At 37.8% G+C, this 26,230-nt stretch carries 23 protein-coding genes; 11 read left to right on the forward strand and 12 right to left on the reverse strand.

Annotated features, from left to right (window positions below):
* The first annotated feature begins 17 nt into the window (after positions 1-17).
* From nagZ to umoD, 4 genes are all read left to right on the forward strand, one after another.
* Positions 18-1,037, forward strand: a complete 1,020-nt coding sequence (nagZ, locus tag JEP40_RS15080; protein WP_072069890.1) for a beta-N-acetylhexosaminidase — start codon at positions 18-20, stop codon at positions 1,035-1,037.
* Positions 1,034-1,579 (forward strand): alpha/beta hydrolase YcfP, encoded by a 546-nt coding sequence (ycfP, locus tag JEP40_RS15085; RefSeq protein WP_198624197.1) that lies wholly within the window; start codon positions 1,034-1,036, stop codon positions 1,577-1,579. Before nagZ ends, ycfP begins: the two co-directional genes overlap by 4 nt.
* A gap of 444 nt (positions 1,580-2,023) precedes the next feature.
* Entirely contained in the window at positions 2,024-3,331 is a 1,308-nt protein-coding gene (locus JEP40_RS15090) for an NAD(P)/FAD-dependent oxidoreductase (protein ID WP_198624198.1), read from the forward strand.
* A gap of 852 nt (positions 3,332-4,183) precedes the next feature.
* Entirely contained in the window at positions 4,184-4,684 is a 501-nt protein-coding gene (umoD, locus tag JEP40_RS15095) for a flagellar biogenesis regulator UmoD (protein WP_198624199.1), read from the forward strand.
* A gap of 86 nt (positions 4,685-4,770) precedes the next feature.
* Here the strand turns inward: umoD and mfd are convergent, their stop codons facing one another.
* Positions 4,771-8,220: a transcription-repair coupling factor gene (gene mfd, locus JEP40_RS15100; RefSeq protein ID WP_198624200.1), complete on the reverse strand. Its 3,450-nt coding sequence runs from the start codon at positions 8,218-8,220 to the stop codon at positions 4,771-4,773.
* 193 nt (positions 8,221-8,413) lie between these two features.
* Here mfd and lolC point away from each other — a divergent pair, with 193 nt between their 5' ends.
* From lolC to pepT, 5 genes are all read left to right on the forward strand, one after another.
* On the forward strand, positions 8,414-9,616 hold the full coding sequence (gene lolC / locus JEP40_RS15105; protein WP_198624201.1) for a lipoprotein-releasing ABC transporter permease subunit LolC: 1,203 nt from the start codon (positions 8,414-8,416) through the stop codon (positions 9,614-9,616).
* A 40-nt stretch (positions 9,617-9,656) separates the two neighbouring features.
* On the forward strand, positions 9,657-10,367 hold the full coding sequence (lolD, locus tag JEP40_RS15110; protein WP_232799319.1) for a lipoprotein-releasing ABC transporter ATP-binding protein LolD: 711 nt from the start codon (positions 9,657-9,659) through the stop codon (positions 10,365-10,367).
* Positions 10,367-11,614 carry a lipoprotein-releasing ABC transporter permease subunit LolE gene (lolE, locus tag JEP40_RS15115; protein WP_198624202.1) on the forward strand — a complete coding sequence of 416 codons (1,248 nt, stop codon included), beginning with the start codon at positions 10,367-10,369 and terminating at the stop codon, positions 11,612-11,614. Before lolD ends, lolE begins: the two co-directional genes overlap by 1 nt.
* 84 nt (positions 11,615-11,698) lie before the next feature.
* On the forward strand, positions 11,699-12,556 hold the full coding sequence (cobB, locus tag JEP40_RS15120; protein WP_198624203.1) for a Sir2 family NAD+-dependent deacetylase: 858 nt from the start codon (positions 11,699-11,701) through the stop codon (positions 12,554-12,556).
* Between the two features lie 52 nt (positions 12,557-12,608).
* Positions 12,609-13,853: a peptidase T gene (gene pepT / locus JEP40_RS15125; RefSeq protein WP_198624204.1), complete on the forward strand. Its 1,245-nt coding sequence runs from the start codon at positions 12,609-12,611 to the stop codon at positions 13,851-13,853.
* A gap of 79 nt (positions 13,854-13,932) precedes the next feature.
* Here the strand turns inward: pepT and JEP40_RS15130 are convergent, their stop codons facing one another.
* The gene (locus JEP40_RS15130; protein ID WP_420094342.1) at positions 13,933-14,655 is read right to left on the reverse strand and encodes a vWA domain-containing protein; all 723 of its coding nucleotides are present in this window, start codon (positions 14,653-14,655) and stop codon (positions 13,933-13,935) included.
* 273 nt (positions 14,656-14,928) lie between these two features.
* Between JEP40_RS15130 and JEP40_RS15135 the strand changes: the two genes are divergently transcribed.
* A complete protein-coding gene (locus JEP40_RS15135) occupies positions 14,929-15,207 on the forward strand; it encodes a hypothetical protein (protein WP_198624205.1) in 279 nt (92 codons plus the stop codon).
* A 126-nt stretch (positions 15,208-15,333) separates the two neighbouring features.
* Here the strand turns inward: JEP40_RS15135 and JEP40_RS15140 are convergent, their stop codons facing one another.
* From JEP40_RS15140 to rluE, 8 genes are all read right to left on the reverse strand, one after another.
* Entirely contained in the window at positions 15,334-16,455 is a 1,122-nt protein-coding gene (locus JEP40_RS15140; protein ID WP_198624206.1) for a cupin domain-containing protein, read from the reverse strand.
* A gap of 192 nt (positions 16,456-16,647) precedes the next feature.
* Positions 16,648-18,102: a two-component system sensor histidine kinase PhoQ gene (phoQ, locus tag JEP40_RS15145; RefSeq protein ID WP_198624207.1), complete on the reverse strand. Its 1,455-nt coding sequence runs from the start codon at positions 18,100-18,102 to the stop codon at positions 16,648-16,650.
* Position 18,103: 1 nt separating this feature from the next.
* Positions 18,104-18,778: a two-component system response regulator PhoP gene (gene phoP / locus JEP40_RS15150; protein ID WP_232799316.1), complete on the reverse strand. Its 675-nt coding sequence runs from the start codon at positions 18,776-18,778 to the stop codon at positions 18,104-18,106.
* A gap of 214 nt (positions 18,779-18,992) precedes the next feature.
* Positions 18,993-20,363: an adenylosuccinate lyase gene (gene purB, locus JEP40_RS15155; RefSeq protein WP_198624208.1), complete on the reverse strand. Its 1,371-nt coding sequence runs from the start codon at positions 20,361-20,363 to the stop codon at positions 18,993-18,995.
* Positions 20,364-20,394: 31 nt separating this feature from the next.
* Positions 20,395-21,024, reverse strand: a complete 630-nt coding sequence (hflD, locus tag JEP40_RS15160; RefSeq protein WP_196553243.1) for a high frequency lysogenization protein HflD — start codon at positions 21,022-21,024, stop codon at positions 20,395-20,397.
* Positions 21,025-21,026: 2 nt separating this feature from the next.
* Entirely contained in the window at positions 21,027-22,130 is a 1,104-nt protein-coding gene (mnmA, locus tag JEP40_RS15165) for a tRNA 2-thiouridine(34) synthase MnmA (RefSeq protein WP_198624209.1), read from the reverse strand.
* 109 nt (positions 22,131-22,239) lie between these two features.
* Positions 22,240-22,689, reverse strand: a complete 450-nt coding sequence (locus tag JEP40_RS15170) for an NUDIX hydrolase (protein WP_198624210.1) — start codon at positions 22,687-22,689, stop codon at positions 22,240-22,242.
* Positions 22,682-23,311, reverse strand: coding sequence for a 23S rRNA pseudouridine(2457) synthase RluE (gene rluE / locus JEP40_RS15175; RefSeq protein WP_198624211.1), 630 nt, complete (start codon positions 23,309-23,311; stop codon positions 22,682-22,684). The genes JEP40_RS15170 and rluE overlap by 8 nt, the downstream gene beginning before the upstream one ends.
* 138 nt (positions 23,312-23,449) lie before the next feature.
* Here rluE and icd point away from each other — a divergent pair, with 138 nt between their 5' ends.
* Positions 23,450-24,703, forward strand: a complete 1,254-nt coding sequence (icd, locus tag JEP40_RS15180; RefSeq protein WP_023582546.1) for an NADP-dependent isocitrate dehydrogenase — start codon at positions 23,450-23,452, stop codon at positions 24,701-24,703.
* A 109-nt stretch (positions 24,704-24,812) separates the two neighbouring features.
* Here the strand turns inward: icd and JEP40_RS15185 are convergent, their stop codons facing one another.
* Together JEP40_RS15185 and JEP40_RS15190 are read right to left on the reverse strand one after the other, a co-directional pair.
* Complete coding sequence (locus JEP40_RS15185; protein ID WP_198624212.1) at positions 24,813-25,946, reverse strand: site-specific integrase; 1,134 nt, start codon at positions 25,944-25,946, stop codon at positions 24,813-24,815.
* A complete protein-coding gene (locus JEP40_RS15190; protein ID WP_017628380.1) occupies positions 25,921-26,172 on the reverse strand; it encodes an excisionase in 252 nt (83 codons plus the stop codon). Before JEP40_RS15190 ends, JEP40_RS15185 begins: the two co-directional genes overlap by 26 nt.
* Between the last annotated feature and the right edge of the window lie 58 nt (positions 26,173-26,230).

The raw sequence follows: 26,230 nt of genomic DNA on the forward strand, positions 1-26,230 counted from the left end.
ACAAAGAGAGGAATGTTATGGGTCCAGTAATGCTTGATGTTGAAGGATATGAACTCGATAGTGAAGAGCGTGAAATTTTAAAGCATCCTCTTGTCGGTGGATTAATCCTTTTTACCCGCAACTTCCACGATGCTGAACAATTAAATGAATTAGTTCGTCAAATTCGTGACGCATCTCATGAACGCCTTGTGATTGCCGTTGACCAAGAAGGTGGGCGGGTACAACGATTCCGAGATGGTTTTACACGGATACCAGCGGCACAATCCTATGCAGCATTAAATGAAAGCTATCAAGCTAGCCATTTAGCACAAGAAGCAGGATGGTTAATGGCATCAGAAATGATTGCTATGGATATTGATATCAGTTTTGCGCCTGTTCTCGATTTAGGTCATAACTGTATTGCGATTGGTGAGCGCTCTTTCCATGACTCTCCTGAGATTGCGATGACAATGGCAGAAAGCTTTATTAAAGGCATGCGTTCAGCGGGCATGAAATCAACAGGTAAACACTTTCCAGGACATGGTGCAGTAAGAGCTGATTCTCACAAAGAAACTCCTCGTGACGATCGCTCTTTAAATGATATTCGCCAACGTGATATGTCAATTTTTAAAGATTTTATTCAGCGTCAATTGTTAGATGCAATTATGCCAGCCCATGTTATCTATTCTCAGGTTGATGATCGCCCAGCAAGTGGCTCATCCTACTGGTTGAAATCAATTCTACGAGAACAACTTGGCTTCCAAGGTGTTATTTTCTCTGATGATTTATCCATGGAAGGTGCTGCTATTATGGGGAGTTACGCAGAAAGAGCACAGCGATCCCTTGATGCGGGGTGTGATATGCTTTTAGTGTGTAATAACCGAAAAGGGGCTGTGAGTGTGTTAGATAACCTGTCCTCAGTCAAAGCAGAACGTATTTCCACATTGTACCATCACCGTGGTCGTTACACATTGAGTGAGCTACAAACTTCTGATCGCTGGAAAAAAGCGAATCAGTTGCTGACCCAATTACAGGAGCAATGGCAGGAGCGCGCATGATTATATATTTACATGGTTTTGATTCCACAAGTCCTGGAAATCATGAGAAGGTTTTACAGCTACAGTTTATTGATCCTGACGTTCGTTTTTTAAGTTACAGTACCTTGCATCCTCGTCATGATATGCAACATTTACTGAAAGAAACGGATAAAGTGATTAAATCCACTAAAGAGCCCGTATTAATTTGCGGTGTTGGGTTAGGGGGATATTGGGCAGAGCGTATTGGTTTCTTATGTAATATTCGTCAGGTAATGATTAACCCTAATCTTTTTCCTTATGAAAATATGGTTGATAAGATAGACAGGCCTGAAGAATATCTAGATATCGCAACGAAATGTATTAAAGATTTTCGTTCTAAAAATAAAGATAATGCTTTAGTGATTTTATCCCGCAATGATGAGATTTTAGATAACCAGCGTTCTGCTGATGAATTATCACCTTATTATTCTGTGATTTGGGATGAAGTACAGACGCATAAATTCAAGAGTCTCTCTGAGCATCTATTTAAAATTAAAGCATTTAATAGCAAAATCTTAGATTAAGATTGTTTCTAAAAAATGGGTGGTTTTTCCATCCATTTTTATTTCTACCCGCCTAAGGTTTTCATCTACTTCTTGTTTCCTTCGATTTTAGAACGATTATTTTAAGATGAGACTTTCATCATCTAATGATACTGTTCTGTTTTATTACGCCAACTTCTCTTTCATTCTCTAACTCATTGTATTTATTTAAAAATTCCGTTACTCACACCATTGAGGTGGTCGTTTTATCATCAATAAAAGGTTTGTTAACGTCGATTTCTTCAAAAAAGAGATATGAATATTCAACTATTTTTGATATAAATCAACTTTGGTATGACCATCTTTCCAGTTAATTTGTTTAAGAACAAAAATAACAGCCGAAACGATTTAACTGTCGTTATATAAGTAGATTTCACCAAGGCTATTTAAATAACAACAGTAAATATCTTTATGGAGTGACGTTAAATGTCATTAAAAAAAATTGTTATTGTCGGTGGTGGCGCTGGTGGCTTGGAACTTGCGACAAAATTAGGCAATAAATTAGGCCGCAGCAAAAAAGCAGAAATTACCTTAGTTGATCGTAATAATAGCCATTTATGGAAACCGTTATTACATGAAGTAGCGACAGGCTCTTTAGACGATGGAGTTGATGCACTGAGCTATTTAGCTCATGGTTATAACCATCATTTCAACTTTCAATTAGGCTCGCTCATGGGGCTTGATCGCGAACAAAAAAATATTACATTAGCAGCTATCTATGATGAAGACCAAGAGTTGCTCGTCCCTGAACGCACGCTTGATTATGATATTTTAGTCATGGCATTAGGCAGTAAATCGAATGATTTTGGTACTCCGGGTATTAAAGAAAACTGTATTTTCTTAGATAGCCCGCAACAAGCCCATCGTTTTCATAATGAAATGCTGAATTTATTCTTAAAATATTCAGCTGACGCTAATGCACAAGCTGAAGATCGCAAAGTGAATATCGCTATTGTTGGTGGTGGTGCAACGGGAGTTGAACTTTCTGCTGAATTACACAATGCAGTGCGCCAACTAAATAGTTATGGATTAAAAAAATTAGCCCCCTCCGCGTTAAATATCACTTTAGTTGAAGCAGGGGAGCGAATTCTTCCTGCATTACCAGTACGCATTTCGAGCGCAGCACATCATGAATTAACAAAATTAGGTGTGCGAGTCATGACCAAAACCATGGTCACAAGTGCAGATGAAGGTGGATTAAACACTAAAGAAGGTGAGCATATTGATGCTGACTTAATGGTGTGGGCGGCCGGTATTAAAGCACCTGATTTTATGAAAGAGATTGCAGGTCTAGAAACAAATCGTATCAATCAATTAGTTGTTAAACCGACTTTGCAAACAACTTTAGATGAGTCTATTTTTGCTATCGGTGACTGTGCATCATGCCCTCGTAAAGAAGGTGGTTTTGTTCCGCCAAGAGCACAATCCGCACATCAAATGGCGAGTCGCTGTTACAGTAATATTATCGCAATGTTAAAAAACAAGCCGTTAAAAGATTATGTATTTACCGATCACGGTTCATTAGTTTCTCTTTCTAAATTCAGTACAGTCGGAAGTTTAATGGGCAATTTGATGAAAGGTGACATGATGATCGAAGGACGAATTGCTCGAATTGTTTACATCTCTTTATATCGAATGCACCAAATTGCATTACATGGTTATATCAAAACAGGACTTATGATGTTGGTTGGCTCTATCAACAGAGTGATCAGACCTAAGCTAAAACTTCATTAATTTATCTTTTGCTTTGCAGGTAAGACAAAAGTTATCTTTTTAAGCCCTCATATTATATGAGGGTTTTTTATCTATTTTTTCTTTCAAATTAAATAATTAAATGAGAATATCCAAATAAGATAAATAATATTAGCATAAATGACTAGATGATTTATCTATTTATATCAAAAATAACCAATAACTCTAAAGCTCAATAAGACAATAGTAAATATAATTTTATCATTAAGATTAAATGAGTAATATTATAGGTCGGATCTGTTTTGGTTATTATGCTAAATTATTTAAGATTTTTCTTAAATAAAAAATGATATTTAATTCATTAATTTATCAAATAAAATGTTATGGTATTTCTCTAATCCGTATTATAAATATAATAAGTGAAAAGGGTTAAAGGTAAGTTTAACTTGTTATTTTTATTCAATTTTAATTGATTGAAATATTTTTATAAACCTTGGAGATAATTTTTAAAATATGAATTTAAAATGAAATGCCACATATTTCTAAGTAACAATTGTTAACCTCGTGTTATCATAATGATGTATTATAAATAGTATAACGGTTTCAATTTTTTCAGAAAAATAAATTAAGATCACTCTTAATATAATAGATAAATCCTAAAAAAGTGGTGGTATTTATTTAATTAGGTAATTAAAACAGAAATAAGTGGTGTATTTAACATGTCATAAATACGTGGTTTGCTTATTATGTTAATCAGCATGGATGTTGAATTAAGCTATCAGATAGAGAATTCATTTATTGAATACTAAATATATTAGCCAGTTATCGTAAAACAGTGGCTTTGTATTGCACATCTGTAGCAATTAAGGATAAAACAAATAAAAAGGGGTAAAAGTGAGTGTTGATGTCAGAAAGTATACACTGATAGGACTAATCATTGCATTAGCTATTCTTTTATTTATTTCGTGGAGGTGGGTATTTCCCCAGCCTCAATTTGCTCATGTCGTTTCCGCTACACCGATTAAATCAACAGTTTTTGTGACAGAAGAATATTGTCATCGAATCGGTTTACCAACACCTTTTACACCTGAAAATTTGTCACGATTTCATCCGGCAGAGCAAGAATGTCGCGTGTTTTACATGATTGAAGCACTTAATAACAGTAATATTGCAAATTTCCCTTATCCTCAATTCAAAGAGTGTATTCCGATTTATCGACAAGAGCGCAGAATTGTAGGTTATGATGTGCTTTACACCATTGATGGCACGCCGGGTAAAGTACGCACCACGTTTAAACCTGGCGAAGTTATTGCTTTAGATGCTGATGGTAGGTTGATTTTAGAACAAGAGCCCTATTGTTCAATGAATGAAAAAGTCCCTTGCCGTAAAGATTAATACCAATAATATAAAAAGGCGTAATGAAGGGAAAAATTACTTCAGTTACGCCTTTTTATTAGCTTAAATAACGGTTAGTTCCCGCGTTATTTCATCTTATGATCATCGAATGCACTTAACATATCATCAATAAAAGTGAGCCGCTTTTCACGTTCAGCCAAATCAATAATAAACTTCAATTTAGATGGGCCATCTAAGCGGAAAACTGCAGGTTGTTCTTGAAGTAAGCTAATCAAATAGCCTGGATCAACCTTATTTTTCTCACCAAATTCAATAAATCCACCTTTGTCATAGGCTTCAATACGAGTAATACCTAGGCTCATGGCATTTAAACGAATAGCGGCATTACGCAGTAAATAACGACCCGCATCAGGTAATTTACCAAATCTATCGATTAATTCTGCTCTTAAATCATTAAGTTCATTTAAATCAATCGCACTTGCAATTCGTTTATAGAATGAGAGTCTGACATTTACATCTGGAATGTAATCATCAGGCAATAAGACAGGCATTCTTAATTCAATTTCAGTTTGCTGGTTAGTGAGATCTTCAAGCGATGGCTCTCTGCCATCTTTAAGGGCTTCTACTGCGCTTTCTAATAATTCCATATAAAGTGAGAAGCCTACGGTATTCATTTGACCGCTTTGTTCTTCGCCAAGTAATTCACCCGCACCTCTAATTTCCAAGTCATGTGTCGCTAATGCGAAACCTGCACCCAGATCTTCCAGTGAAGCAATCGCTTCTAAACGTTTATGAGCATCTTTTGTCATGGCTTTAGGATGTGGTGTCAACAAATAAGCATAAGCTTGATGATGAGAACGACCTACACGACCACGTAACTGATGTAATTGTGCTAAACCAAAGTGATCGGCACGCTCAATAATAATGGTGTTCGCGCTAGGTATATCGATACCTGTTTCAATTATGGTAGTGCAAAGTAACACATTAAAACGTTGATGATGGAAATCATTCATCACACGTTCAAGTTCACGTTCACGCATTTGCCCATGGCCAATCCCAATACGTGCTTCAGGTACGAGTGTAGCCAGTCTCTCGCGCGCTTTTTCAATATTTTCAACATCGTTATACAAATAATAAACTTGCCCACCACGTAATGTTTCACGCAAGATGGCTTCACGCACTACTAAATCATCATATTCCCGTACAAAGGTTTTCACGGATAAACGGCGTGCAGGTGGTGTTGCGATAATAGAAAGATCACGCATACCACTCATGGCCATATTTAATGTACGAGGAATAGGTGTTGCTGTTAGTGTTAAAATATCCACATTAGCACGCATAGCTTTAATCCGCTCTTTGTGGCGAACGCCAAAGCGATGCTCTTCATCAACAATGAGTAGCCCTAAATCTTTCCAGTGAATGCTAGGTTGTAGTAATTTGTGTGTACCAATGACGATATCAATGGTACCTTCAGCCAGTTTTTCTGTAATTTGTTGCTGTTCTTTTGCGCTACGAAAACGCGAGATCATCTCAATATTAACGGGCCAATTAGCAAAGCGATCACGGAAATTATCAAAATGTTGCTGAGCCAATAGGGTGGTAGGGACTAAAATCGCAACTTGTTTATTATTGTTAACCGCGAGAAATGCAGCGCGCATTGCCACTTCTGTTTTACCAAAACCAACATCACCACAGACTAATCTGTCCATTGAAATGGCTTGGCACATATCACTTAATACAGCATTGATAGCTGTTTCTTGATCGGGGGTGGTTTCAAAAGGAAAGCTTTGTCGAAAAGCGTGATATTGCTCTTTATCCATTTTAAAGGCAAAACCCGTTTTTATTTCACGCTGGGCATAAACATCTAATAGCTCAGCCGCGACATCACGGACTTTTTCAGCGGCTTTTTGACGCGCTCTTATCCATGCGTCGCCCCCTAATTTATGTAAAGGGGCATTTTCATCAGCACCACCGGAATAACGACTGATTAAATGCAATGATGAAACAGGGACATAAAGCTTGTCATTACCTGCGTAGCTTAACATCAAATATTCAGCTTTCACGCCACCAGCTTCTAAGGTCGTCATACCTTGATAGCGTCCGACACCATGCTGAAGATGAACAACAGGTTGCCCTACGCTTAATTCAGCAAGGTTACGAATTAAGGTATCGGTATTAATTGCGCGGCGATTGTCTTGACGGCGGCGATTAATACGCTCGCCTAACATATCGCTTTCACAGATCATGGCTAATTGACGATGACTATCAATAAAACCATGTTCAGCTGCACCAATAATAAAATAAGATCCTTTTTTTTGTTTTTGGGCGTCTGATAACTCAATGATCTGTGTGGGTGCGATTTTTATCCGTGATAACAGTTCTTGTACCGTTTCACGTCGGCCTTCGCTCTCAACAGAGAAAATTACACTACCTGAAAATTGTTCTTGGAATCGACGTAGATTGTCTAAAGGGGATTTGCTTTGCGCGTTGATCGATAAATCAGGAAGTGGCTGATAACCTAAATTAGTTTGCCCTGCTTTCTCTGGCAATGTTTCTGTTTTAAGTTGAATTCGTGGCCATTGTTTAAGCTCTTTATTAAATTTATCAACGTTAAGCCAAATATCATCAGGAGGAAGCAATGGTCGCATTGGATCAACTCGACGGCTTTCGAAACGTTGATTGATGTCTTGCCAGAATTTATCTGCAAAATCTTGAAGATCTTGCGTTACTATCAGAGTGTTTTTGGGAAAATAAGCAAATAAGTTAGATAAAGGCTGTTCAAAAAACAGCGATTGCCAATATTCAATCCCCGTAGGCAATATATGTTTACTGACTTGCTGATAAATATGTTCAGGATCACGTCTTACATCAAAGCGTTCACGCCACTGACTACGAAAGAGCTCAATCGCATTAGCATCTGTAGGAAATTCGTGTGCGGGCAATAAATTTATTTGTTCTACTTCTATTAATGTTCTTTGGGTATCAACATCAAAAGTACGCAGGCTATCAATTTCATCATCGAAAAAATCAATACGATAAGGAAATTCACTTCCCATAGGAAATAAGTCAAGCAATGCACCACGTGTTGCATATTCACCGTGCTCTAATACTTGCTCTACATGGCGATACCCAGCTTCATCGAGAGTTTTACGTAAATTATCACGAGAAAGTATCTCTCCTTTTTGCATTACCAACGCATGACTTGCGAGATAATCTGTAGGACAGACTTTCTGCATTAACGTATTGACGGGTAAGATTAAAATTCCCTTGAGAAGTGATGGAATACGGTATAGCGTAGAAAGGCGGTTTGAGATAATTTCTTGGTGAGGTGAAAAACTGTCATAAGGCAGCGTTTCCCAATCCGATAATGTCTCTACTGGATAATCACAAAACTGACGGATTTCATCTTGTAAACGTAATGCATTTTGCATGTCACGAGTAACAAGGACGACTAATCCAGAATGACGTTTGATGATCTCTGCACATTCTAGAGCACAAGCGGCACCAGTCAGTTGACCTAGCTGGCGAGTATCCCTTTGTTTTATAGGAAGTTGATAACGATATTCTGAGGACATAAGCGTGTAATGTGAACTCTTTGTTGTAGTTAACTCCCAACACATCTTCAGCGTACTCGCTAAAGCTTAAACTGGCGGGCAGGTTAAGATAAAAGAAAAACCACAGTTTGGGAATAGAGTGGTTCCATTCAGTAAGACTACCCTTTATTATCCCTGAACACTTCGCATTAGCAACAGGAACAGCACAGATTTCATGTACAATTCTGTCTCATTTTATATAGGGCTCCGTTATATGCGGGGTCGCGCGGTCGATAAGTTCGGTCGCTTCGTCTCATGGCTATCCGCTTTAGGGATCATGTTAGGTGTAGCAGCGCTTATCACAGTGACTTCTGTCATGAATGGCTTTGAGCGTTCATTGCAAGAAAGCATTCTTGCTTATCTTCCACAAGCCATAGTGACATCACCTAATGGGCAATTACCCCGACAATCAAATATAGCCGAAAATCTACTGACGCGAGAAGGTATCATAAACGTTGTCCCTTTAGTAGAAGGTGATGTTGTTTTACAAAGTAAAGACAATATCAGCGTTGGCGTCATGTTAGGAATTGAGAAAGCACAAGATGAACCCTTAACAAAGCATATTCGTTATGGTGATTTCTCGATGCTCAAATCGGGTGACTATGGCGTTATCTTAGGAAGTGGCTTAGCTAAGCAATTGAAAGCTAAAGAAGGGGATAAAATCCGTCTGATTGTACCGAGTGTCAGTCAACTCACTCCAATGGGAAGATTACCCAGCCAACGATTATTTACTGTTAAAGGCGTTTTCCAAAGTGGTGGGGATGCTGATGCCTCTCAAATTCTAGTTAATCAACAAGATGCAGCGCGTTTAATGCGTTATCAGCCAGGTAATATTACAGGATGGCGTCTTTTCTTTTCTGATCCTCTCAATATTGAAAAATACAGTGCTCAACCTTTAGCTGAACATTTAAGCTGGAAAGATTGGCGTGAACGTAAAGGTGAATTTTTCCAGGCGGTTAAAATGGAAAAAAACATGATGGGATTATTATTAAGCTTAATTATTGCTGTAGCCGCCTTTAATATTATTACCTCACTTTCTTTATTAGTTATGGAAAAACAAGGTGAAGTAGCTATTTTGCAAACCATGGGCTTAAAGCGATCTCAGATTATGTCTATTTTTATGTTGCAAGGTGCTGGTGCAGGTATGTTAGGTGCTGTTGCTGGGGGACTTTTAGGTGCATTGCTCTCTAGTCAGTTAAATACCATTATGCCGGCAGTAGGACTTATTCCACAAGGTGTTGAATTACCTGCAACACTTGAATGGGGACGCGTATTTATGATTGGCTTTGCTGCTATTGTGATTTCCCTTTTATCGACTTTATACCCGTCTTGGCGGGCCGCGACTATTCAGCCGGCAGAGGCACTACGTTATGAGTAATTCTTCTATTAATAAACAACCAATGGCATCAGAAAAGAACATGCAAATTGACAAAAATTGTTTATTGGATTGTCACGCTCTGTGTAAACAATACCAAGACGGTACAATTTCAACCCAGGTGCTGAAATCGGTTTCATTTAAAATGGAAAAAGGTGATTTTTTAGCGATTGTGGGTAGTTCAGGTTCAGGTAAAAGTACCTTATTGCATTTATTAGGTGGCTTAGATTCACCTACATCTGGCGAAGTCTTCTTTGAAGGGCAATCACTCAATACATTATCTTCTTCAGAAAAAGCCGATCTGCGTAATACACAGCTGGGTTTCATTTATCAATTCCACCACTTATTACCGGATTTTACTGCACTTGAAAATGTGGCAATGCCATTGATGATCGGTGGGAGCAGTGTTGTAAAGGCGAAAGAGAAAGCGATGTCTTTGCTTGAAGCGGTTGGTTTAAAAGAGCGAGCTCATCATCGTCCTTCAGAGCTTTCAGGTGGTGAAAGACAACGTGTTGCGATTGCAAGAGCATTGGTTAATGATCCGGCATTGGTACTTGCCGATGAGCCAACAGGTAACCTTGATCAGAAAAACGCTGAAGGTATTTTCGAGTTATTGATTAAATTAAATAAAGAGAAGCAGACAGCTTTTCTGGTGGTGACGCATGACTTATCACTGGCAGCTCGTTTTCAGCGTCAACTTGAAATGAAAGATGGTCAATTACAGCCACAAAACATGATTTCAGGAGTGAAATAATGGCGCAATTGCCACTTGCATTAGTGACCGCTTTACGTTTTTCAAGAGGGCGAAAACGTGCGGGAATGGTTTCGTTAATCTCGGTTATTTCAACATTGGGTATTATGCTTGGTGTTGCTGTTTTAATCATTGGCTTAAGTGCCATGAATGGGTTTGAACGAGAATTAAAAAATCGTATTTTATCTGTCGTTCCTCATGGACAAATTTACTCTGTTGAACAGCCATTTATACAATGGCAATCGGCATTACCTCGAATTGAAAAAACACCAGGGGTTGTCGCGGCAGCTCCGTATATCTTATTAACGGGATTGTTAGAAAAAGGTACGGAACTAAAAGCAGTGCAAGTCATGGGGGTATCTCCTGAAAAACAAGGTGATATCAGCTTATTACCTCGTTATGTACAAAACAATGCATGGCAAGATTTTCGTGGCAGTAAGCAACAAATTATTATTGGGCAAGGTGTTGCAGATGCATTAAAACTTAAACAGGGTGATTGGTTAACGGTATTAATCCCAAATAATGATGATCCCACTAAGCTATTACAACCTAAACGTATCCGCCTACAAGTCAGTGGCATATTTAAACTGAGTGGAATGCTTGATCACCAATTAGCATTAATTCCTTTAGCGGATGCTCAACAATATATGGATTACGGGCAAGGTATTACGGGGATTGAAGTGAAAACGGTTGATCCATTTTTGGCTAATGAAATTATTCATAATGCGGGTTTAAATAGTGAAGAGTATGTTTATGCTAAAAGTTGGATAAGTGACTATGGCTATATGTATAGTGATATTCAAATGATCCGTAGCATTATGTATTTATCCATGATCTTAGTGATTGGTGTGGCTTGTTTTAATATTGTTTCAACACTGATTATGGCGGTAAGAGATAAAAGCAGTGATATTGCTATTTTACGTACGCTCGGCGCACGTGATAGTCATATTCGTAATATCTTTTTATGGTACGGCTTATTATCAGGCATGATTGGCTGTATTGCAGGTGTTATTTTTGGCGTGCTAGTGGCTTATAATTTAACACCTTTAATCTCTGTTATTGAGTCATTAACAGGGCATAGTGTACTTTCAGGTGATGTTTATTTTGTCGATTTCCTCCCTTCAGAAGTGCATTTGATTGATGTTTTTTCTGTATTTATCACCACTGTGATCTTAAGCCTGATAGCAAGTTGGTATCCTGCTCGTCGAGCCACTAAACTAGATCCTGCAAGAATTTTAAGTGGACAATAAGTTTATTGACATACAACGAAGAAAAAACGCTTAAAATAGTGACGTTAGAAACGCGATATTTAAACTTGAAAACCAAGGATTGTAATGATGAAACTTAAACTTCGTCATCGTCGGCTTAGGAAGTTTCGTAAGATCAAAAGTTTACGCAGACAACATTCACGTTGTCGTTATTTTCATCTCACCCATAAAACGGAACATGAAATGAATTTACCCAAAGTTGTCGTATTAACAGGGGCTGGCATTTCTGCTGAATCAGGAATTAAAACATTTCGTTCAGAAGATGGATTGTGGGAAGAGCATCGCGTTGAAGATGTTGCAACACCTGAAGGTTATCAACGCAACCCACAATTAGTTCAGCAGTTTTATAATGAACGCCGCCGCCAATTGCAACAATCTACAATTCAGCCGAATGAAGCGCATTATGCATTAGCGAAACTTGAGCAACGCTTAGGTAAAGATAACTTCCTTCTTGTAACGCAAAATATTGATAATTTACATGAAAAAGCAGGTAGTCAGCATGTTTTGCATATGCATGGTGAATTATTAAAAGTACGTTGCCCTCAATCCCGCCAAGTTTTTGAATGGAAAGGTGATTTAGAAACAACAGATCACTGCCATTGTTGCCAATTTCCATCACCATTACGTCCACATATCGTCTGGTTTGGTGAAATGCCTATTGGTATGGATGAGATTTATCGAGCTTTGGCTGAGGCTGATATTTTTATCTCTATCGGTACTTCTGGTAATGTCTATCCTGCTGCGGGGTTTGTGCATGAAGCTAGGCTAACAGGCGCTCATACTGTTGAGCTAAATCTTGAGCCAAGTTTGGTTGAAAGCCAGTTTGAAGAAAAACATTATGGACCAGCAAGTCAGGTTGTTGATGAATATGTTCATAAATTGTTTGAATTAATTAATGATCCTAAAGCTGATTTGACGCAATAATTATTTTATAGAGTTCCCTATTATTGTTATTAGAGAGATCTTAGGGGGCAAAATGGATAAATTATTAGAACGTTTTTTTGAATATATTAATTTTGATACACAATCAAAACCATCTTCAAAAATGTCACCAAGCAGTGATGGTCAGCTAAAACTGGCTAAGGCATTGGCACAAGAATTAAAAAAACTGGGTTTTTCTGATGTAACACTCAGTGACAAGGGATGTGTAATGGCAAGTTTGCCATCCAATGTTTCTTGGCCGGTGCCTGTAATTGGTTTTATTTCGCATCTTGACACAGCGCCTGATTTTTCTGGTAAGCATGTAAAACCACAAGTGCTTGAAGATTATCGTGGCGGTGATATTGCATTGGGTATTGGTGATGAAGTGTTATCACCTGTTATGTTTCCAATCTTACATTCCATGATTGGTAAAACATTAATCACTACAGACGGTAAAACCTTACTAGGTGCTGATGATAAAGCAGGAATTGCTGAAATTATTACCGCCATGGTACGTTTGAAAGAAACGAATCGACCTCATGGTGATATTCGTATTGCGTTCACACCTGACGAAGAAATTGGCCGAGGTGCACATTATGTAGATTTAAAAGCATTTGGTGCAAGTTGGGCTTATACCGTTGATGGTGGTGGTGTTGGCGAACTGGAATATGAAAACTTCAACGCAGCATCAGTGAATATTAAAATTGTTGGTAATAGTGTTCACCCTGGTAGTGCAAAAGGGGTGATGGTAAACGCATTAGGGCTAGCTTCTCGGATCCATCAAGAATTACCTGTTGATGAAACACCAGAAAATACTGATGGTTATGAAGGTTTTTACCATCTGCAAAGTATTAAAGGTACGGTAGAAAGGGCGGAGATGCATTATATTATCCGTGATTTTAATCGTAACTTATTTGAAAAACGCAAACAGAATATGATTGCGATTGCTGAAAAAGTAGGTAAAGGCTTACATCCTGATTGCTATATTGAGCTGACTATTGATGATAGTTATTACAATATGCATGATAAAGTTGTTCAATTCCCGCATGTTATTGAAATAGCAAAACAAGCAATGATTGATTGTGATATTGAACCTAACATCAAACCTATCCGTGGTGGCACAGATGGTGCTCAGCTTTCTTATCGCGGATTACCTTGCCCTAATATTTTTACTGGTGGTTATAATTTCCATGGTAAACATGAATTTATCTCTTTAGAAGGAATGGAGGCTGCGGTGAGTGTGATCATGCGTATCGCTGAAATTACGGCTGAAAGAGAAAAGGCAAAAGTGATTAGTTAATCGCTTATTGAACTTAGAAAATAAAATAATAGCCGATATATCGGCTATTATTTTTAGTTATATTGTTAACTTAGATGACTTATTTACGCTCTTTATAATCTTGCTCAACAGAAGATTTCCAATCTTCATTTAACTCTTTACCTTCAATCTTAGACTGAACGGCTTTATTAACCGATTCATAGGCATTTCCATAGCCTTTAGCATCTTGAATATATTGAGTTGAGTTAGACGATTTAATACCAATACTTTCCGCAGCACTTATCGCATCAAAATTAGCACCTAAAAAGATAAATTCCCAACTTTTCTCTTTTTCTGCTGAAGTAATTAATGATTTTACTTTTTCTAGCGAATATTCACGGCTACTATTTTCTTCACCATCAGTTATGATCACCATCATAACATTTTTATAAGGTGAATTTGGTTTATTTCCTTCAGTGATCGCATTTCCCACTGCATCTAACAATGCGGTAGTACCTGATGCAAAATAATCATTAGCAGTTAAATCTTCAATCTTATTAATATCAATACGGTTATGTAATTTTTTAGCCTTACTATCAAATAAAATCGTGGTGATATAGACTTTTTCTGGGCGATTTTTATTTTCAGCTAAAATGGTATTGAATCCACCAATAGTATCTTTTTCATATCCTTGCATTGAACCACTTTTATCTAATACAAAAATGATATCTGTTTGTGCTGGTGGTGCTTTCACATTGGCTATTTCTACTGTTTTTGCAAATACCATGGACGGTAAAATAAACGCAGCGATTAAAAAAATAAACTTTTTCATAGACGACTCCATTGTCGAAAAAAGAAGTGGAGCAGTAAAAATCTAAATTTATCTTAGAAGATATTGATAAAATAAAATAGGAGAAACGACTGAAAAATAGACAATGTTTTTATAGGGGAACTTATTTAATTAAAAATAAAATAATTTTATAATAATAGGCTTACTTATTATTTATTATTAAACTTTTAATATAGACTTAATATTAATAACTCTTTGGTAGATTGAACTTGTTGAATATCTCTTATAATCGTAATGAAACGAAAATATATAATATAAGGATATTGAATGGAAACCATAACAGGAAAATTATTAAAACCTGTAATAGAAGAGCAACTAAGTTCTCATAAAAAGAAAGTAATTAAAAAGTCTGAGCAACAATCATTTATTATTATTTTTAGCTATTTTCTGATGACTTTTTTAATCTCACTTTCTCTTTATGCAACAAATAGCAAACATACATTATTACTTTTTTTCTTACAGTGTACATTTTTTATCGTTATTCCTTTTTTCTTTCATAATACTAGAGTACTTTTAAAAGAATCGTTAAATTATTTAATGCGTTAAATTTTAGAATAAGAGATGTTTTAAAACATCTAATAATAAAAAAACACCCCAAAGTTGGTGTCCAACTTTTGGGGTGCAGTTCAAACATGACAGGGCTTTATAATTTATCATGAAAATTAGTGGTAATTAATCTTCAAAATACCAATAGCCTTGATTAACTAAGTGTGTTAATAAACGCACAAACTTCGGATCAGATAGCGCCTCACCTAGGTGTTGTTTATCAATATAATCATATTGGCAAAGCGCATCTGCTGCTTCAATATGATCAGTATCTATTAACTCACCATTTACAAAACAGCTATCCCCAACACGCAGTGCACGAATGCCATTTAAACGATGAAGCTGTTCACCTTGTTGCAGTAAATCATGAATTTCTGCGTTTTCATATAAAGGCTCAGGAACTGCAAGATCGAGTTCATGGCGAGATTGAGAAATAAATTCACCAAACCAATGGCGGAATACTTCTGGTTGAGCTAGTAAATCTTCCATCATTTCATGAAGTTTATTTAACTCTTGATGTTGCACTAATGCTGAATTTTCACGCTCTGTTAAATCAGGATCACTATAACGATAACTACCTAAATCGTTAGCTAACACATAGTCAGCAAAACCACTAAAAAGTTCACGTGCATTAGGGGCTCTGAAACCAACAGAGTAGTTTAGCGATCCTTCAATCGCATAGCCTTCATGTGGGAATCCAGGTGGGATGTAAAGAATATCACCCGGTTCTAATTCTTCATCAATAATGGCTTCAAAAGGATCCACTTGAAGTAAATCAGGGTGAGGGCAGTGTTGTTTCATCGGAATTTTTTCACCCACACGCCAATGACGACGCCCCTGTCCTTGAATAATAAAAACATCATATTGATCAAGATGCGGGCCTACACCACCACCGGGAACAGAATAAGAGATCATTAAATCATCAATGCGCCAATCGGGTAATACACGAAATGGCTTCATTAATGCCGCACTAGGAAAATGCCAGTGATCGACAGCCTGTACAAGTAAAGACCAGTCTTTATCACCAAGTCCTTCGAAGTGCTCAAAAGGCCCGTGTTTGACTCCCCATTGTCCGTCTTGACAACTAACAAGACGGCTATCCACTTCATCTTCCATTGCAAGACCAGCAAGTTCGTCAGGAGATAAAGGATCAACAAAACGTGAGAAGCCGTTTTTAATTAATAAAGGGCGTTTTTGCCAATGGCTTTCGAGAAATGATTGCCAATCTAAATTAAGTTTATAGTCCATTGTGTATATCCTGAATTCGGGAAGCCTGGAGTCATAATATAATGAATTTTAACTTCCTGCTAAACATTCCTTTGAGCAATGTGAGTAACAGCGAGTAACACTGTAATAACTGTGTAGATATCATACATAATACAGTGTGTAGAGTGGAGTATTTGATAAGAAAGTGTTTTTTATAAAGAATTGTTATTCACGCTAAGTCGTGAGTTGTTGTTCTGCAAAAGTGACAATTATGCGCGCGCCTCCTAAAGGGCTATCTGTTATGCTAATTTTGCCACTATATTGTTCAATAATATCAACAGCAATAGATAATCCTAAACCTTGTCCTGGGCGTAAAGTATCTGCTCGAGTTCCTCGTTGGAAGATGGCTTCCCTTTTTTCAGGGCTGACACCGGGACCATCATCATCAACAATGATTATTACGCTGTTTTCATTATTGCTTACATTGATTTCAACAAATTCTAAGCAGTATTTGCAGGCGTTATCAAGAATATTACCCATCACTTCCATAAAATCATTTTTCTCACCTAGCCACATGATTTCAGGTGAAACATTGAGTGTTAAATCAACGCCTTTTGACTGATAAACTTTATTTAATGCACTACAAAGATTATCTAACAGCCCTGACAGTGAATGGAGTTTTCGCGTGGTAATGTCGTGATCACCATGAATAGATGCTCGATGCAGATAATAACCGACTTGCTGTGAAATTCGTTCTATTTGATCGAGCATGATAGGTTCAGCTTGCTCTATCGTCATTTGCTTACCAGATCGCAAAGAGCGTAATGTTGATTGTAATACGGCAAGTGGCGTTTTTAAGCTGTGAGTAAGATCAGATAAACTTGTGCGATATTTACTGTAACGGCTTCGTTCATTACGCAATAACACATTTAAATTTCGGACTAACCCTTTTAATTCTGTTGGTGGGTTTTCATCTAAATCATTACGTGTCCCTTTTTCTAATGCACTGATTTGTTCTATCACTTGCTTGATAGGCCGTAAGCTCCAATGTGCAGCCAACCAAATTAAAGGTACAACTAAGAATAAATTAGCGAGAATAATATATAAAAACCAGTCCCAAACCTGACTGACTTTTTGCATACGTTGAGGAATTGGATCGATAACAGCGATTGCCATATAAGGCATATTATCAGCCGCAGGATAATGGTTAATTACCACGGAGTGAGTTAAAAATTCGTTACTTGAATATTCTTCGAGACGTTTGAGATAAACGCGGTATTGAGGCAACTGTTGCAGCATTAAACGAGTTGTTTTGACATCAACAGAAATTTCAAATAACCCTTCCTCATGACGCCATTTATGTTTAATGCTATCAGGAATGGCTTCAGGTAAGTCAGAAGGTGTCCATAAGACATTGCCTTTATCATCAAAAACGACCACCAGCGATGTATTGTTATTATTCAGATTTGTTGGAAACTCAATATTCAGCTTACCTTTATTCCACTGAGCTAAGCTATAATAAAGATTACTCTGACTACGCATCAGCATAAAAGTGGTTTTATCTACACTGACAATAGAACCAACTATAGCAACCAATCCATAAGAGAGTGTAAGAGCCAAAATAATAGCACTCGTTGCAAGTAAAAATCGTGTTCGTAATGAGAGTGGAGAGCGCTGTTTTTTTTGCATATTAAGGTTTCATATCAAAACGGTAGCCTTGTCCACGTACTGTCACGACAACATCATCGGGGTATTTTTCTAAGATTTTTTTACGTAATCGCCCCATTAATACATCAATAGTATGGCTTTCTTTTAATTCAGCATCAGGATACAACTGACGCATCAATGCATCTTTGCTAACAACTTTGTTTTGATTGCGCATTAATGTTTCTAAGATCGTATATTCAAATGCTGTTAATTTAATTTGCTCGCCTGAAATCATGAACTCTTTACGTGACAAATCCAACTCAAAAGGTTCAATCGAGAGTGTTTGTGATGCAATTCCCATGTTCCTTCGCATTAATGCCTGAATACGTGCAACAATTTCCTCAAAATGAAAAGGTTTTGTCACATAGTCATCAGCACCCGCATTTAATGCGGAGACTTTTTCTTGCCAACTTTCTCGTGCCGTTAAGACCATTATTGGTAGGGTGATATTATTTTCCCTCCATCTACGAATAAGGCTAATGCCATCTTCATCTGGTAATCCTAAATCCACAATGGCAACATCTGGTGTACCTTCTGCTATAAAACTATCTGCTTCTTTGGCGTCTTCTGCTACGTCAACTTGGTGACCTGCATCACGAAACTGCACAGATAAGTGATGACGAAGTAAGATATTATCTTCAATAATTAAGATCCGCATTATTCCACCTTGAGTACAATCGGTAAAAATACACCGTTGTAAAATAAATATAGGACATGATAGTCAGTCTATTAGATAAAAATATAAGGTTATCATAGACAATCTATTGATTAAAAAATACTGTAGCCAGCAAAGTGTTTAGGTTATAGATAGCTTTCTTCATTTTTTTGTTATAAAAAAAGGCAGAAATTATCTGCCTTTTTCGTGTGATAAATTAGTTTAATTTATCAACAAACTGAGTTGCAAAACCAATATAACTTTCAGGTGTCATTGCCTTTAAGCGTGTTTTTTCATGCTCAGGCAACTCTAAACCGTCGATAAAAATAACCATGTCTTGCTCAGTAATACGTTTACCACGAGTCAATTCTTTTAGTTTTTCATACGGTTTTTCAATGCCATAACGACGCATTACGGTCTGAATTGGCTCTGCTAACACTTCCCAGTTACAGTCTAATTCTTCGCGAAGATGTTTTTCATTCACTTCAAGCTTATTAAGGCCTTTCATGGTTGATTGGTAAGCAATTAATGCATAACCAATACCCACACCTAAATTACGTAAAACGGTTGAATCCGTTAAATCACGTTGCCAACGCGAAAGTGGTAATTTGCTAGAAAGGTGCCCCATAACTGCATTGGCTAACCCTAAGTTTCCTTCCGAGTTTTCAAAGTCAATTGGGTTTACTTTGTGTGGCATGGTGGATGAGCCAATTTCGCCTGCAATAGTTTTTTGTTTAAAGTGATTCAGTGCTACATAACCCCAAATATCACGATCGAAATCGATCAAAATTGTATTGAAACGGCTAATACAATCAAAAAGTTCAGCAATATAATCATGCGGTTCAATTTGTGTTGTATATGGGTTCCATGTAATACCTAATGAAGTTACAAATTCTTCACTAAATTGGTGCCAGTTTACTTCAGGATAAGCAGCTAAGTGTGCGTTATAGTTGCCGACGGCACCATTGATTTTACCTAGGATTTCAACTTGTGTAAGTTGACGATATTGACGTTCCATGCGGTAGGCAACGTTAGCAAACTCTTTACCCATTGTAGAGGGGGTCGCAGGTTGACCATGAGTACGAGAAAGAAGAGGTAAGTCGCGGTATTCTTGCGCCATTTTACTAATTGTATCAATAAGCTCACGCCATGTTGGTAGTAGGATCTCTTGGCGAGCGGTTTCTAGCATAATGGCATGTGACAGATTATTAATATCTTCAGAAGTGCAAGCAAAGTGAATAAATTCAGAAACCTGATGTAAAGCAGGGATGGTCGCCACTTTTTCTTTTAAGAAATATTCTACAGCTTTTACGTCGTGATTTGTGGTGCGTTCGATAGATTTAATACGTGCCGCATCTTCTTCATTAAAATTAGTCACAATCGCATCAAGGTAATCGTTTGCGTTTTTTTCAAAGGCGGGAACTTCTTTAATGTCGGCGCAAGATGCTAGCTTTTGTAGCCAGCGAACTTCTACCTGTACACGGAATTTCAGAAGACCGAATTCACTAAAAATAGAACGTAACGACGAAGTTTTACTACCGTAACGACCGTCAATCGGTGAAATCGCTGTCAGCGAAGATAATTCCATTGTTGGCAACTCCCAGGTTGAATTTAAAGTATTAACATTGAGCGAGAAAATCATCAGCTTGTCGGATGATCGTTTTTTGATGCAATAAAAAATCAAAACGACGACCACCAACTTGACGCCAGAGCACGGCACTACGGATACCCGTTAATAATAACGCTCTAACTTTAGCTTGAATAATTGGATTTTTTAACAGTTCGATAGAGCCATGAACTTGAATACGAGGCCCTACAGGGCTAACCGCATCAACATAAACGCCAGCTAGTGCATTAAAGACACCTTCAGACATAGGTTCAAAATAGCTTTTTTGACGCTCTAATTGAGAAATTTTTTGTGATAAACGTGAACTATAATCATCATTTCGTCCGATTAAACGTTCTAAGTTGATTAAACCTTGTTGATAAGTCATCAACTCTAGCGTTAATTTTTCTCTTCTTACTGCCTGATGAATAGCTTTCAGTGTTTGAAAGCCTAATTTTAGATGGCTAATTTGATTACCATAAACATCAAGTGTTGATGTTGGATTGAGATTAAAAATACTGTTAACCATCACTTCAACATCATTCTCGTTCGCACTACCTTGGTAAGCAATTTGCTGAACAAGACGACTTGCCTGGCAGACGCCTGCCAGTGCAAGTGTTATATCACGAAAATCTTTAGCCACGTCTACTCCTGAATACGGGTTTCAATGATACCGCCACCTAAACAGACTTCGTCTTGATAAAAGACGGCTGATTGTCCCGGTGTTACAGCAGCAACGGGATAATCAAAGCGGACTTCAATTTTATCTTCACTTAATGGTGTTACTGTACACGCAATATCAGGTTGGCGATATCGTGTTTTAACAGTACAGCGGAAAGCTTCAGTAATTGGTTCTCTTGATACCCAATGCAATTGTTGAGCAATTAAGCCGACAGACATTAATCTTGGGTGTTCATGACCTTGTGCCACAACAAGAATGTTGTTTTCAACATCTTTATCAACGACATACCAAGGGGAGTCGTCACCGTCTTTTGTTCCACCAATACCTAAACCTTTACGTTGACCTAATGTGTGATACATCAATCCTTGGTGTTCACCAATAGTTTCACCATCAACGGTGATGATAGGGCCAGGTTTAGCTGGGAGATAACGTGATAAGAAATCGGTAAATTTACGCTCACCAATAAAACAAATACCTGTTGAGTCTTTTTTCTTTGCTGTCGCTAAATCAAGTTTTTCAGCGATTTTTCTCACTTCAGGTTTTTCCATTTCACCCACAGGGAAAAGGCTTTGTGCGATTTGCTCGTAACTTAATGTATATAAAAAGTAGCTTTGATCTTTGTTGTTATCAACACCGCGAAGCAATTGGCTTTTGCCATCAACATCACGACGACGTACATAGTGACCTGTTGCGATATAGTCAGCGCCCAAATCTTCCGCTGCATATTCTAAAAATGCTTTAAATTTTATTTCTTTATTGCACAGAATATCGGGGTTTGGAGTACGGCCTGCTTTATATTCAGATAAAAAATGTTCAAAAACATTATCCCAATATTCAGCGGCAAAATTGATAGTATAAAGCTCAATGCCAAGTTTATCGCATACGGCTTGCGCATCGGCAAGATCCGTTGAAGCTGAACAATATTCTGTATCGTCGTCTTCTTCCCAGTTCTTCATAAACAGACCAACGACCTGATATCCCTGTTCCTTAAGAAGATAGGCTGAGACGGATGAATCTACGCCACCGGACATTCCTACGATGACTTTTTTTTGGCTGTTATCTGACATAACTGGATCTCACTGCGGAAAAATAAGCGCCATACTTTACCATATCACTGATGCAGGTGCATCAAGTGTTGCTCTGTTTTTGATGCTTTATTTTTCTATTCTCTGTTATTTAGTTAAAGGGCGCGCCAAAGCTAGTTAAAATAGAAAGAGGGTAGCGTTCACCTTGTTGATAACATAACAGACTTTCTCTCACTAAAGGTGAACGTAGTTGCTGGCTTTGGACAATTTCATCAGCACTAACCCAGTGACAACAATTGATATCGCTATCATTAGGGTGAGTTTCAAATTGCTCTTGCGCTTCAATAAGAAAAAGAAAACGTAGAAAAGGTGTTTTATCAGGAGCAATCCATTGATGTAATTTAAGAAAATATTGAACAGGAAGCGTTAATCCTGTTTCTTCCCATAACTCACGTTGAACGGCTTGAATAAGTGTTTCATTGGCTTCAAGGTGCCCTGCAGGTTGATTCCACGTTGCTTTTCCATTGACAGTTTCTTCAACAACGAGAAACTTATTTTGCGCATGAACGATACACGCGACAGTCACATGAGGTTTAAACAAAATCAATCTCCTTCCATTCACCAGGTAATAAATTATCTAATGTAATATTTCCCATACTAAAGCGGATCAAGCGTAATGTAGGATAACCAATATGAGCCGTCATTCGTCTTACTTGACGGTTTTTACCTTCAAATAAGGTGATTTTTAGCCAAGTTGTTGGAATAGTTTGGCGTTCTCTAATAGGCGGATTTCTCTCCCATAACCATTCTGGTTGCTCAACTATTTCGATTTGTGCTGGCAATGTTTTGCCATCTTTAAGCTCTAATCCATCCCGAAATTGTTGTAATGCTACTGCACAAGGAACACCTTCTACCTGAGCATAGTAGATTTTTCCTGTTTTTTTGCCCGGTTGTGTTAATTTTGCTTGTAGCTTCCCATCATTTGTTAAGACTAAAAGTCCTTCACTGTCTCTATCTAAACGTCCTGCTGCATAAATATCATGGATAGGAATAAAATCTTTTAGTGTTTTTCTACCGCTTTCATCAGTAAATTGGACTAGCACATCAAAGGGTTTATTAAAGATAACGACTTTACGTTCGCCTCTTGGACGTGCTGGTTTTCTCTGTGCTGATGGAGTGTGGTATTTTCTCGATTTAGCGCTATTTTTAAGTTGATTTGCCATAGTTAATTTTTGTAAAAAATGGGAGATTGATTATACCTTAAAAGAGAAGCGATTGGCGTTAGCTGAATAATCAAGTAGTATTGACAGGTCTCTTACAAAAAATTAACAAAGCGTGCGCTTACATGAAAGGAGAGGTAAATGGAAAGCAAAGTAGTTGTTCCGGCTAATGGCGCTAAAATTACACTAGATGCTAAAGGTAAGCTTGTTGTTCCAAATAATCCGGTTATCCCTTATATCGAAGGGGACGGTATCGGTATCGATGTTACGCCAGCAATGTTAAAAGTTGTTGATGCAGCAGTTGAGAAAGCTTACGGCAAAGAACGTAAGATTGAGTGGATGGAAGTCTACACTGGTGAAAAATCAACGCAGGTGTATGGTAAAGATGTTTGGTTACCAGAAGAAACCTTAGATCTTATCCGCGAATATCGAGTTTCTATTAAAGGTCCTCTTACTACGCCAGTTGGCGGTGGTATCCGTTCATTAAATGTTGCATTACGCCAACAACTTGACCTCTATATTTGCCTACGCCCAGTACGTTATTACAAAGGCACTCCAAGCCCAGTCAAACAGCCAGAACTGACCGATATGGTTATCTTCCGTGAAAACTCAGAAGATATTTATGCCGGTATTGAGTGGAAAGCGGGCTCAGCAGAAGCAGATAAAGTGATCAAATTCCTGCAAACTGAAATGGGTGTTACCAAAATCCGCTTCCCACAAGATTGCGGTATTGGTATTAAGCCTTGTTCAGAAGAAGGTACTAAGCGTTTAGTTCGTGCCGCAATTGAATATGCTATTGATAATGATCGCGATTCAGTCACATTGGTACACAAAGGTAATATTATGAAATTTACCGAGGGTGCCTTTAAAGATTGGGGTTATGAGTTAGCTCGCGAAGAGTTCGGTGGTGAATTATTAGATGGCGGTCCTTGGGTCAAAATCAAGAATCCAAAATCAGGTAAAGAGATCATCGTTAAAGACGTTATTGCTGACGCATTTTTACAACAAATTCTGTTACGCCCAGCAGAGTACGATGTTATCGCATGTATGAACCTAAATGGTGACTATATTTCTGATGCATTAGCTGCTCAAGTGGGTGGTATTGGTATCGCACCTGGCGCAAATATTGGTGATGAGTGTGCATTGTTTGAAGCAACACACGGCACAGCACCAAAATATGCAGGCCAAGATAAAGTTAACCCTGGCTCAATTATCCTTTCCGCAGAAATGATGTTACGCCACATGGGGTGGACAGAAGCTGCTGACTTAATCATTAAAGGTATGGAAGGTGCGATTGCCGCTAAGACCGTAACTTATGATTTCGAGCGTCAGTTAGAAGGCGCTAAACTGCTGAAATGTAGCGAGTTTGGTGACGCGATTATCAAACACATGTAATTGTTGATTTGATAAATAGTTAACGGGAGCTTATTAGTTCCCGTTTATTTTTTGTACTATAAAATTCTTCCCCAAAATATCCCCAAAACTCTTCCCCAAAACTGTTCAATTAAACAGCAATAATTTGCCATTCTTTGCCTCTATCATCGTGGTATTTATCAGTCATATTTTGTGTTTTATGGCCCAATAATTTTTGTGTATTAATTCCTTGTTCTCGATAAAGTCGCTCAGATAAAGATCGCTGTTCATGGAAAGTAGGTGCGGTACCTTTTTCCCAAGTTAACCCACATTTATCTCGCGCTTTTTTAAACGTTGTGGTTAATGTATTTGGTGTGACTTGTTCACCACGTTTCGCTTGTGCGGTGGTATGCCGATAATGCACGAGATATTTACTCACAACAGCATCACGACATTGAGCAACAACATCCCTTAAAGAGAGATTGATAGCTTCACATTTTAGCGAGAGAGGGATGGCTAACTTACTGCCCGTTTTCTCTTGCTGTATGTGTAACATGTCATCCCAAATATCAGAGAATTTCATTTTACAGATATCACCGATCCGCTGACCTGTGGTTAAGGCGAGCAACATTCCACATTGCAGGTAAGGAGGGTGGTTCTTAGCTTGCTGGTAAATAGTGCGCCATTCTTCCAATGTCATGCGTTCTCTTTTCACTATATTCCGTGGTTGTTTAGTTGCTTTCGCAGGATTGTAACCAGGCGGAACATAGCCAGCATGTTGAGCTTCTTTAAATACATCAATAAGCACCATGCGAACGACCTGAGCCATTCTTGAATGTCCTAATACTTTGATGGAATCTATTATTTCAGCGATATCTAATGCGGTTATCTCTTTTAATATTTTCGTACCACAATACTGACGGAATAAATTAATGGGTTTCATTTTTTGTCGATAAGAATTAATTTTTAATTCACCGATATCTAATCTTTCTTTTTGAATATCTAAATATTTATCTATCCATATATCGACAGATATTTCAGACTTATTTGTCTTAATTTTTGATAACCGTTCATTAATACTTAATAACTGTCGAGTATGTTGTTCAGCAATAATTGTATTGGCTTGAATGGCAGTTTCTCTCGCTTCTTGTTCGTCAGTGCCTAAGCTATGAAATGTACCGGTGATGGGATGTTTATATTGCCAATAAATTTTGCCGTTACGTTTATCTAGCTTTCGATATAAATTAGGGATAATAATTTTATGGGTTCGTGGTCGGGCAGCCATCTGTAATTATCCTCTTAAGTCGTTCCGTTGATTTAGTAGGAATTTGAGGGAGAGACAGATAGCCCACATAACGAGCTTCTCTATCAACCATCCACTTGCGGCCAACTTTCATTGCAGGTGGTGCAATAAGGTTATTTTTTGCGTATTTTTGTAATACCGTCATGCAAGGAGAGGCATCTCCAAATTCCAACCTTGCCCACGCTTCAAGAGTCACCATTCTTGACATATTTTCTCTCCACGTTATTTATACTCAGTTTAAATAAATATTAATTAGCGTAATCCGT

The sequence above is a fragment of the Proteus vulgaris genome (assembly GCF_016239305.1).
GTDB lineage: Bacteria > Pseudomonadota > Gammaproteobacteria > Enterobacterales > Enterobacteriaceae > Proteus > Proteus vulgaris_C.